Annotated in this window: 9 protein-coding genes; 6 read left to right on the top strand and 3 right to left on the bottom strand. The window is 72.5% G+C overall.

Going from position 1 to position 9,774, the window contains the following annotated elements:
• Positions 1–27 precede the first annotated feature (27 nt).
• Positions 28–2,421 (bottom strand): glycoside hydrolase family 3 C-terminal domain-containing protein, encoded by a 2,394-nt coding sequence (locus tag ACZDYF_RS16930; RefSeq protein WP_475059999.1) that lies wholly within the window; start codon positions 2,419–2,421, stop codon positions 28–30.
• Between the two features lie 111 nt (positions 2,422–2,532).
• A complete protein-coding gene (locus ACZDYF_RS16925; protein ID WP_400274979.1) occupies positions 2,533–3,180 on the bottom strand; it encodes a hypothetical protein in 648 nt (215 codons plus the stop codon).
• A gap of 531 nt (positions 3,181–3,711) precedes the next feature.
• Between ACZDYF_RS16925 and nrdI the strand changes: the two genes are divergently transcribed.
• From nrdI to ACZDYF_RS16895, 6 genes are all read left to right on the top strand, one after another.
• A complete protein-coding gene (gene nrdI, locus ACZDYF_RS16920) occupies positions 3,712–4,233 on the top strand; it encodes a class Ib ribonucleoside-diphosphate reductase assembly flavoprotein NrdI (RefSeq protein WP_191791273.1) in 522 nt (173 codons plus the stop codon).
• Positions 4,234–4,613: 380 nt separating this feature from the next.
• Positions 4,614–5,051: an XRE family transcriptional regulator gene (locus tag ACZDYF_RS16915; protein ID WP_191791274.1), complete on the top strand. Its 438-nt coding sequence runs from the start codon at positions 4,614–4,616 to the stop codon at positions 5,049–5,051.
• Positions 5,048–5,464, top strand: a complete 417-nt coding sequence (locus tag ACZDYF_RS16910; protein WP_191791275.1) for an ImmA/IrrE family metallo-endopeptidase — start codon at positions 5,048–5,050, stop codon at positions 5,462–5,464. Before ACZDYF_RS16915 ends, ACZDYF_RS16910 begins: the two co-directional genes overlap by 4 nt.
• A complete protein-coding gene (locus ACZDYF_RS16905) occupies positions 5,461–6,597 on the top strand; it encodes a DUF6545 domain-containing protein (protein ID WP_191791276.1) in 1,137 nt (378 codons plus the stop codon). Before ACZDYF_RS16910 ends, ACZDYF_RS16905 begins: the two co-directional genes overlap by 4 nt.
• Before the next feature lie 34 nt (positions 6,598–6,631).
• Positions 6,632–7,267 (top strand): hypothetical protein, encoded by a 636-nt coding sequence (locus ACZDYF_RS16900; protein WP_475059991.1) that lies wholly within the window; start codon positions 6,632–6,634, stop codon positions 7,265–7,267.
• 203 nt (positions 7,268–7,470) lie between these two features.
• Positions 7,471–8,100, top strand: a complete 630-nt coding sequence (locus ACZDYF_RS16895) for a LysE family transporter (protein ID WP_475059985.1) — start codon at positions 7,471–7,473, stop codon at positions 8,098–8,100.
• A gap of 162 nt (positions 8,101–8,262) precedes the next feature.
• Here the strand turns inward: ACZDYF_RS16895 and pyk are convergent, their stop codons facing one another.
• Entirely contained in the window at positions 8,263–9,687 is a 1,425-nt protein-coding gene (gene pyk, locus ACZDYF_RS16890) for a pyruvate kinase (RefSeq protein ID WP_191791279.1), read from the bottom strand.
• Positions 9,688–9,774 lie beyond the last annotated feature (87 nt).

The following is a 9,774-nucleotide window of genomic DNA, read 5'->3' as shown; positions in this document are numbered from 1 at the left end:
GGAAAAGGAACGAACCGGACGAGCGCGTCAGCGCGCGAGCTCGGCCCGCATCCGACGGGTCGCCCGACGGTTGCGGAAGAACCCTGAGACCAGGGCCCCCGCCCCGCGGAAGAAGTGGCCGTTGACGATCGTGAGCAGGCCCTCGGCCATGTACATGCTCATCGCGCCGTTCGTCATCTTCGCGATCGCCCTGAACGGCATGCCGCGCAGGAACAGGAGGTTCAGGTCCGGGGTGCCCTTGGCCTCGGCCCGCGCGATCCGTCGAGCGAGCTCGCGGTAGGCGAACCGGGCCAGCGGGCTCCGTGCGTGCTCCATGTCCGACAACGGGCTGTTGACGCCGAGCGGCCCGGTCCCTCGGCCTCGCAGGGCGAGCGGACGGCCCAGGAGCGCGGCGAACGCCTCGTCGGACACGTCGGTCACGCGGCCGGTCCGGTACTCCGCGGGCAACGCCGGGACCGCGCTCGCGGCAGTGCCCGCGACGACGTGATCGGCCTCCAGGAGAACGGTCTCCACGTCGGAGGCCACGGCGAGCGTCCAGGCACCCCCCTCGGTCTCCCAGGTGCCCGACGTCGTCGAGAAGTGCCGGAACGTGAACCGGTCGAAGTCGATGCGCACACGTCGGGACTCGCCCGGCGCGAGGTGCACCTTCGCGAAGCCCTTGAGCTCGCGCACGGGACGGTGCACGCCGTCGGCGTCCTGACGCCCGACGTAGAGCTGGGCGACCTCGGCCCCCGCGACGTCACCCGTGTTGGTCAGGGTGAACGTCACGCCGTCGGCGTCGACCGCGAGGTCGGCGTAGTCGAACGTCGTGTAGCTCAGCCCGAACCCGAAGGGGAACGTGACCGGGACGCCGACCGTCGAGTAGTAGCGGTAGCCCACGTAGGGCCCTTCGCGGTACTCGGCGTCGACCCCTTCGCCCGGGTAGTACCGCACGTTGGGGACGTCCTCGAGCCGGACGGGGTACGTCTCCGCGAGACGGCCCGACGGGTTCACGGCCCCCGTGAGGACGCGCACCACCGCCTCTGCGCCGCCCTGACCGCCCAGGTAGCCGTGGACCAGGGCGCCGCACTGCGACAGCCAGGGCACCTCCACGACGGACCCGGCGCTCAGGACGACCACGATCCGGCTCGTGACCGAGGAGAGCCGCGCCAGCAGCTCGACCTGGCTCTGCGGCAGCCGCAGGTGGCTCCGGTCCTGCCCCTCCGACTCGCTGATCTCGTCCAGGCCCAGGTACAGCAGGACCACGTCCGCGGTGCGCGCCGCGTCGACGGCCTCCGCGACGAGCGCGGGGTCCGAGGACCCGCCGCGCGTGAAGCCCTGCGCGGTCGCCACGACCTGCAGGTCCGAGGCGCTCAGGGCATCCAGGGCCGTCGTGAGCCGGGTCGGGTTGACGACCGAGGAGCCGGCGCCCTGGTAGCGGGGCGTCTCGGCGAAGTCTCCGACGACCGCGACCCGGGTCCCCGACGCCAACGGCAGGAGGTGGTCCTCGTTGCGCAGCAGCACCACGCTCTGCTCGGCGACGGTGCGCGCCAGCTCGTGGTGGGCGTCGAGGTCGACCTCACGTCCCGCCCCGCCGATCCGGCTCGCGAGGACCTTCATCTCCTCGACGCGCGCGTCGAGGTCGGCCACGTCCAGGTCGCCGCGCTCGACGGCGGCGACGATCTGCGCCGCCGAGTCCAGGCCCGGCGAGGGCATCTCGAGCGTCCCGCCGCGGCGGACCGCCTCGACCGCGTCGTTGCCGCCGCCCCAGTCCGTCACGACCGCACCGTCGAAGCCCCACTCGTCCCGCAGCACCTGCTGGAGCAGGAACGGGTTCTCGTTGGCGTACGTGCCGTTGATCAGGTTGTAGCTCGACATGATCGAGAAGGGCGAGGACTCACGGACCACGACCTCGAAGCCGGTCAGGTAGATCTCACGCAGCGTCCGCTCGTCCACGACGGAGTCGCTCGTCATGCGGCGCAGCTCCTGGCTGTTCGCCGCGAAGTGCTTGGGGCAGGCCGCGACGCCCCGCGACTGGATGCCCCGCACGTAGCCGGCAGCGAGACGCCCGGACAGAAGCGGGTCCTCGGAGAAGTACTCGAAGTTGCGCCCGCACAGCGGGCTGCGCTTGACGTTGAGACCAGGGCCGAGCAAGACGTCCACACCCTGGTGCGCGGCCTCGGCGCCGAGCGCCTCCCCGACCGACAGCGCCAGCTCGGGGTCCCAGCTGTTCGCGAGCGTGGCCGCCGTCGGGAAGCAGGTCGCGGGCTGCGACGCACCCAGGCCGAGGTGGTCGGCCGAGCCCGTCTGCTTGCGGATGCCGTGCGGACCGTCGGACAGCCACAACGTCCGGATGCCGTGCCGAGGTACCGCCCGCGTCTCCCAGACGCTCTCCCCGCTGAGGAGTGCGGCCTTCTCGAGCGTGGTCAGTTCTTCCGTCATGGTTCTGCTTCCGTTCCCCCACGGAGGTCGTCTCTCATGGGTGCACTGGTGTGGTTCTGCACGCCCGACCGGTACGACGGGCTGCGTTGCTCTGAGGCCAGGTGTCGCGGTCTAGCGCGCCGCCTCGGCGAGGGGCTCGGTCGGCGCGACGGCGACGTCGGCCGGTCCGGCACCCGCACCCCCGTCGGTCCCGGGCGTCTGCCTGAAGATGATCTTGAGGATCGGGAAGTACACGACGACCGAGATCAGCGCGTTGATGATCATCGTGACGAGGTCCGCCCCGACCTCCCCGGTGCTGCCCCAGCGCTCGACCATCCACTGGTAGATCGGTTCCTTGTAGAAGCCCTGCAGCGCTGCGGCCGCGAAGGTGATCACCACGTAGGCGACGAAGTACCAGGCGGCAGCACGCCAGATGTTCGTGTCCGACTTGAACGTGACGTTGCGCTGGAGGAAGAAGTTGATGACCTGGGCGATGAGCAGCGTGACCTGCACCGCGAGGAAGTACGCCAGTCCCCCGCCGCCGCCGGGAAGGGCACCCGCCGCGTAGTCGAAGAGGTAGAACGGCGAGCCGTCCGCGTTCGTGCTCACGGCGAGCGCCTGGAACGTCTGGTCCACGAGGGGCGTCAGGTTGAAGATCCCCTTGAACAACGGCATGAGCGCCAGCTGGAGCACCGTCATCCCTGTGCTCAGGAGCGAGAACATGATGAACTGCGCGACCGTGGGCCGACGCTCGGAGAGATCAGCCCAGAACGAGCGCACGATCGCCTCCCCGGTGTCCTCGGGCCCGCGTCCGCGCGAGCCGGGGGCTCGCCCCGGAGCTCGCCGGGGAGTGGTCGCTGGACACGGCGTCGGCCCCGGGAGGGGCGGGATGCCTGCGTGGGTCCACTGGTGTGTCTCCTTCGACTGTCCACGAGCTGCCGCGTGGTGGGATCGCCCCGCCTACGCCGTCGACCGGGCGGACTCGGGCGACGTCGGAGTCAGTACCCACCTCCGCGGAGGGCTGCGACGTCCAGGTGGCCAGCGACGTTGGTGCCGCTGGTCGGTTGATAACGAACTCATCACAGCGCACACCCGACGGGGCGGGCCGTCGGTTTGCATAACCTGTCGGTTCTGACGCACAACCTGTCGCCGGGCCTGCCCGCGACGTCGCGCGTCGGCCGTCGGCGAACCCGGCCGCGAGCGCACGCCGACCACACCTTTCCACCGCGGGACGGGACCTTGTGCCCTGGCGAGCAGGGCGGGGCAGGTGTGGACTGGAGGGTCCCCCACCCCCTGAGGAGTGCCACACCCATGCCCGACGCCGACCGTCCCGATCACGCTCCTCTCGCTGCGGGCTCACCCGGGGACCTCGGCGCCACGGGGAGCCCGGTACGCACCGTCGTCTACTTCTACTCGTCGGCGTCGGGCATGGTGCGCTCGTTCGCGCACCGCCTGGGCCGCGAGGTCCTCGACCTGGGTGACCGCGAGGTCCGCCGCTCCGTCCCGGACGGGCCCTGGGTGCTGCTCACGCCGTCGTACAAAACGGGGAACGTCGACAACGACACCATCCCCGAACCGGTGCGCCGCTTCCTCGCGAGCCCGCTCACGCGGCGCCGTCTGGTGGGGGTCATGGGGTCGGGCAACAGGAACTTCGGCGAGCACTACCAGGCCGCGTGCCGTCAGATCGCCCGGACGTCGGGGCGCCCCGTGCTCTTCGAGTTCGAGCTGCAGGGGACGACGTGGGACGTCGAGGAGGCCCGGCGCGTCCTCGACGACCTGGACAGGGCGCTCGGCGTCGAGCACGCGAGGCGCGAGGCGGCTGCACAGGCCTAGCCGGGAGCGGTCCGACCGGGGGAAGGCCGCGGGGCAGCACGGCACCGGCGCCCTCCGGGGACCCCCTGCTCCCCCGGAGGCGCCGGGCGGTCGCACTCGGACGGGACGCACGACCCCCAAGGCCTCGACCGTCACGAGCGCGACATCCGTACTCTACTGAGAGCACTGCGACGCGGGAGGCGAAGTTCCCGTAGATGAGAGAGCTCTCATGTGAACTGCACCACACGTGCGCAGGGGCCGCACGATGCCGTCACGAGCGGGCTCCCGCCCACCGCCTCGACGCCGGCCTTCCACCGGACGGTTCGACGCCACGTCCCGCCGTCGAGCCCACCTGGTCCCGCCCGCTACCACCACACCGCTGCTCCTGGGACAATCGACTCGTGACGACACAGGAGACACCCCCGGGCGAGCGGCTCAGCCGCGCGTTCCAGCACCGGCTGAACGAGCTGTTCGCGAACAGGCAGCGCGCCGGACGCGGCGCGACCAACCGCGAGGTCGCGACCTGGATGACCGAGCACGGCTACGCCGTGAAGGAGGCCTACCTGAGCGCGCTGCGCGGTGGCCACCGGACCTCGCCCTCGCTGCGCATCATCGAGGGCCTCGCGGCGTACTTCGGTGTCGAGCCCAAGGACCTGCTCGACACGGGAGAAGACCCCAAGAAGGAGCTGCGCCTCGCCCTCACCGACCACGGCGTCGAGGCCTTCGCGATGCGCGCCGAAGGGCTCTCGGCGGAGAACGTCCGCGCGGTGACCCAGCTCCTCGACCAGATGCGACGCATGCAGTCCCTGCCGGCGGTCGACCCCGACGACGAACCGTGACCGACCATCGCGCCTGGCTCACCGACGCCGGCCTCGACCGCGCACGCAGCATCGACGAGGCGCGCGCGATCGTCGCGACCCGGCGCGGGCGACCCGTCGACGTCGTCGACGGCCCGCTCGGCGAAGGCGTCTCGGGGATGTGGCTCAGCCTGCCGGACGGCGAGAAGATCCTCGTCAGCTCCGAGGCCGCCCTGTCCGCGCGCCACCGCCGGCACATCATCGCCCACGAGCTCGTCCACATCCTCGACGCGTGCGAGGACCCCACGGCCCCGCCCCCCGGCCCGCAGCGGCGCAACCGCTACGAGGACCCCGTCGAGCACCGTGCCGAGTCCCTCGCGAGCGAGCTCATGATGTCGATCGAGGCGACGGGTGGTGTCGCCCACCGGCTCGCCGGCATGGAGCGCTACCGGTGACCTACCTCGCCTTCCTGCTCTTCGCCGGGGCCGCGGTGTGGACCGCCCTGCGGCACCGCTCCCACCTCGACGGCGACCGCGCGCTCACCTGGGGCCTGGGCCTCGTGGCTGCGGCGTCCGCGCTGCGGATCGACGCCGTGGAGTCCTTCGTGCTGACCAGCGCCCCCGCCGGGCTGCACGAGCTCGCCAAGCACGCGCTGCTCGTCGCCGGCTGCCTGTGCATCGCGGCCTGGGTCCAGGGGACCCAGGGCCGGCGTCCTCGTCCCCGCTTCGTCGTCACGGGCGTGGTCGGCGTCGTGAGCGTGCTCGTCGTGGTCTTCGTCCTCAACGGGCCGTGGGAACGACGGGACTTCGACTTCCAGACCGCGGGCAAGCCATGGATGGCCCTCTACTGGGCCGCCTACTACGGCGCGTTCCTGTGGGCCACGGCCACGTTCGGCGTCTCGACCCTCCGGGCCCGGGGCGAGCGACCGCGCGGTGGCCGGTGGGGCATGGACCTGGCCGCGGCCGGCGCGTTCGTCGGCGTCCTGTGGGCGCTGCTCAGCGCCGTCAACATCGTCCTGCAGGAACCCGACGGCGTCGAGCAGTTCCGCGTCCTGGGCATCCGCACCCGGTACCTCATCGCGACGTCGAGCGTCCTGCTCACGATCGGGATCATGGGACACCTGCTCACGGCCGCCCGGACCCGGCGCCGTCGGCGCGCGGACCTCAGCGCGCTGCACGCCCACCTCGTCGACACGGTCGCCGAGTCCCGGCTGCCCGCCGTCCGGCCGGAGGTCGCGGAGTACCACCGCACGATCGAGATCATGGACGCGCTCGCGACCCTCGCCCGGTACTCCGAGCCGCAGGACGCGGCGCGGGTCCGCTCCCTCGTCGGCGAGGCTCCCGAGCCCGTCCTGCGCGCCCTGCAGATCGACGTCGCCGCGACCCGCCGGGGGATGGACGAACGCCCACCTGTCCCCGCCGACTGGAGCGACTGGGTCACCGACGACGACGCGCTGCGAGACCTCGGCCGGGCGTTCCGGGAGCAGACCAGCGAGCGGCGCGAGAGCGTCCTCGTGTCCGTGCTCGGGTACGACGGGCGCGAGGGCTCGCCGCTCCCGCGGAGCAACGAGCGCGACGACCACCACTGACCGCGACCGCACACCGCCCGCACACCGGAGAGCCATGCCCCACCCCGTCCCCACCGCGCCGTCGGCCGAGCCGGCCTCGGACGCCACGGCGCGCGTCCCCCGCTGGGCCGTCCTCGTGACCGAGGTGCTCGCCCCCGGCTACACGGTCGCCGCGCTCGTGCTCGCGACCGCGCTGTACGCCTCCCCCGGCATCTCGGGCCTCCGCCACGTCGCCCTCGCCGTGCTCCTGTGCGGCGGGCTGCCCTACCTGTTCGTCCACGGCCTGGCCCGCCTGCGGGTCCTCGAGTCGCGACACGTGCGTCCCCGCGCCCAGCGCCTGGTCGTCTTCGCCGGGCTGATCGTCATCGAGGTCACCGCGATCCTCGTGCTGCACGCCACCGGGGCGCCTGCTCTGCTGACCCAGCTCCTCACGGCGTACCTCGCGGGGGTCGTCGCGCTCGCCCTCGTGACCCCGGTCGTGCGGGCGTCGGTGCACACGGGCGTCTTCTCCGTGGCGGCGGGCGTGGCGACCGCGCTGTCGTGGTGGCTCACGGCCGGCCTGCTGGTCGTCGCAGCGGTCGTGGGCCTCGCCCGGCTCGGCGTGCGCGACCACTCCCGCGCGGAGGTCGTCACGGGACTCGTGCTCGGCATGCTGGTGGGCGCGGTCGCCGCGGCCCTGCTCGTCGGCTGACGACCGACCCGTCCCTTCACCCGGGGGCGAGCGGCGCCGTCGGGCAGGAGGACGGGACGCCACCGAAGGACGCTTGACGGCCCGGCCCTCAGGGGTGATCCTCGTTCCATGCCGACGACGCCCGCTCCCCGCCCGCACGCCGCTCCCGCGCGACCTGCCCGGCGACAGCAGGGCCTCCCGTCGCGGCGACCTCACCCGGACCGATGACGGCCGCGCTCGTCGCGGGCCTCGTCGCCGGGTACGCGATCGCGATCCCCGTCGGCGCCATCGCGGTCTACCTCGTGACGCTCACGGCGCGCACGCGTTTCACCGTGGGCGCGGCGGCGGGCCTGGGCACGGCGACCGCGGACGGCGTCTACGCGACGATCGCCGTGGTCGCGGGCGCGGTCGTCGCGCCGTTCGTCGCGTCGATCCGCACGCCGCTCACGTGGGCGTCGGTCGCGGTCCTCGGGCTCCTCGCGTGGCGCACGTTCCGCCCTGCTCTCCAGCGCGTCGTGCCCGACGGCGCCACGCCCCGCCCGGCGACCGGCGACACCACGCCGGTGCGCGCCTACGCGACGCTGCTCGGGCTGACCCTCGTCAACCCGGCGACCGTCGTCTACTTCGCCGTGCTCGTCGCGGGCGGGGCTCTCAGTCCCGACGCGACCGGCCCCGAGCGAGCGGTGTTCGTCGTCGCGGCGTTCTTCGCCTCCGCGAGCTGGCAGCTCGTCGTCGCGGGCGGCGGCGCGGTGCTCGGACGCGCGCTGACCGACGACACGGGCCAACGGGTCACCGCGGCCGTCGGCGGGCTCGTGATCCTCGGCCTCGCGGTGCACCTCGCGCTCGGGGCCTGACGGTTCGTGAGCCGCCAGCGCGCGCCGGTCCGCACCGGGCGTACCGCCCGACCGCCCAGGGCGAGCGCCGCGTCGGGCAGGAACGACGAGGCCCCGGTGGCCGGACGCGCGAGGAGCGCGTCCGGCCACCGGGGCCCTGCGTCGACCAGAGGTCAGCGCGGATCAGACGTCCGTGCTGTCACCGATCCGGTGCACGAGGATCGAGTTCGTCGTGCCCGGCTGGCCCACAGGGGCGCCGGAGACGACGACCACGAGGTCGCCCACCTCTGCCAGGCCGTTGGCCTGCAGGGTCGTGTCGACCTGGCCGACCATCGCGTCGGTGTTGTGCACCTCGGGCACCTGGTACGTCTGGGTGCCCCACGTGAGCGACAGGACGTTGCGCACGTGCTCGCGCGGCGTGAACGCGAGCAGCGGGATCGACGAACGCAGACGAGACATGCGGCGAGCCGAGTCCCCCGACTGCGTGAACGTCGCGAGGTACTTCGCCCCGAGGATCTCACCGATCTCCGCAGCGGCGCGCGTGATGGCGCCACCACGCGTGTGCGGCGTCGAGCCGAGCGGAGCCATGCGCTCACGGCCCGCCTCCTCGGTCGCCTCGATGATGCGGGCCATCGTCTCGACCGTGAGGATCGGGAACTCGCCCACGCTCGTCTCGCCCGAGAGCATGACGGCGTCGGCCCCGTCGAGGACGGCGTTCGCGCAGTCCGACGCCTCGGCGCGCGTGGGGCGCGGCGAGTTCGTCATGGACTCGAGCACCTGCGTCGCGACGATGACGGGCTTCGCGTTGCGGCGAGCCATCTCGACGATGCGCTTCTGCACGAGCGGGACCTGCTCGAGCGGGAGCTCGACCGCGAGGTCACCACGAGCGACCATCACGCCGTCGAACGCGTCGACGATCTCGGCGAGGTTCTCGACGGCCTGCGGCTTCTCGATCTTCGCGACGACGGGGACCGTGCGGCCCTCCTCGTCCATGATCGCCTTGACGTCGTCGAAGTCCGCCGCGGAGCGGACGAACGACAGCGCGATGATGTCGGCGCCCAGGCGGAGCGCCCAGCGCAGGTCGTCGCGGTCCTTCTCGGACAGCGCCGGCACGGAGACCGCGACGCCCGGGAGGTTCAGGCCCTTGTTGTTCGACACGGGGCCTGCGACCTCGACGCGCGTCACGACGCGCGGGCCCTCGACGGCGGTGACGCGGACGAGCACCTTGCCGTCGTCGATGAGGATCGGGTCACCGACGCGAGCGTCGCCCGGCAGACCCTTGTGCGTCGTGGAGACGAGCTCCTTGGTGCCGACGACGTCCTCGGTCGTGATGGTGAAGACGTCACCCTCGTTGAGCCAGTGCTTCTCGTCGCCGCCGAAGCGGCCCAGGCGGATCTTGGGGCCCTGCAGGTCGACGAGCACCGCGACCGAACGGCCCGACGCCGCAGCGGCCTCGCGCACGCCGTGGTAGACGGCTGCGTGCTCCTCGGCGCTGCCGTGGCTGCGGTTGATCCGCGCCACGTCCATCCCGGCATCGACGAGCGCCCGGAGCTGCTCCTTCGACTCGGTCGCGGGTCCGATGGTGCAAACGATCTTTGCTCTGCGCATTTCTCCAGCCTCGTTGTTCCTTCGTGTCCGGCGGAACCGGACCGCTTCGGGCCCCTGCCTGGGCCCCGTCTCCACCCCGACGTCCTG

It is taken from the genome of Oerskovia sp. PE-21s (assembly GCF_056158145.1).
This window is presented reverse-complemented; position numbering and strand designations above follow the sequence as displayed.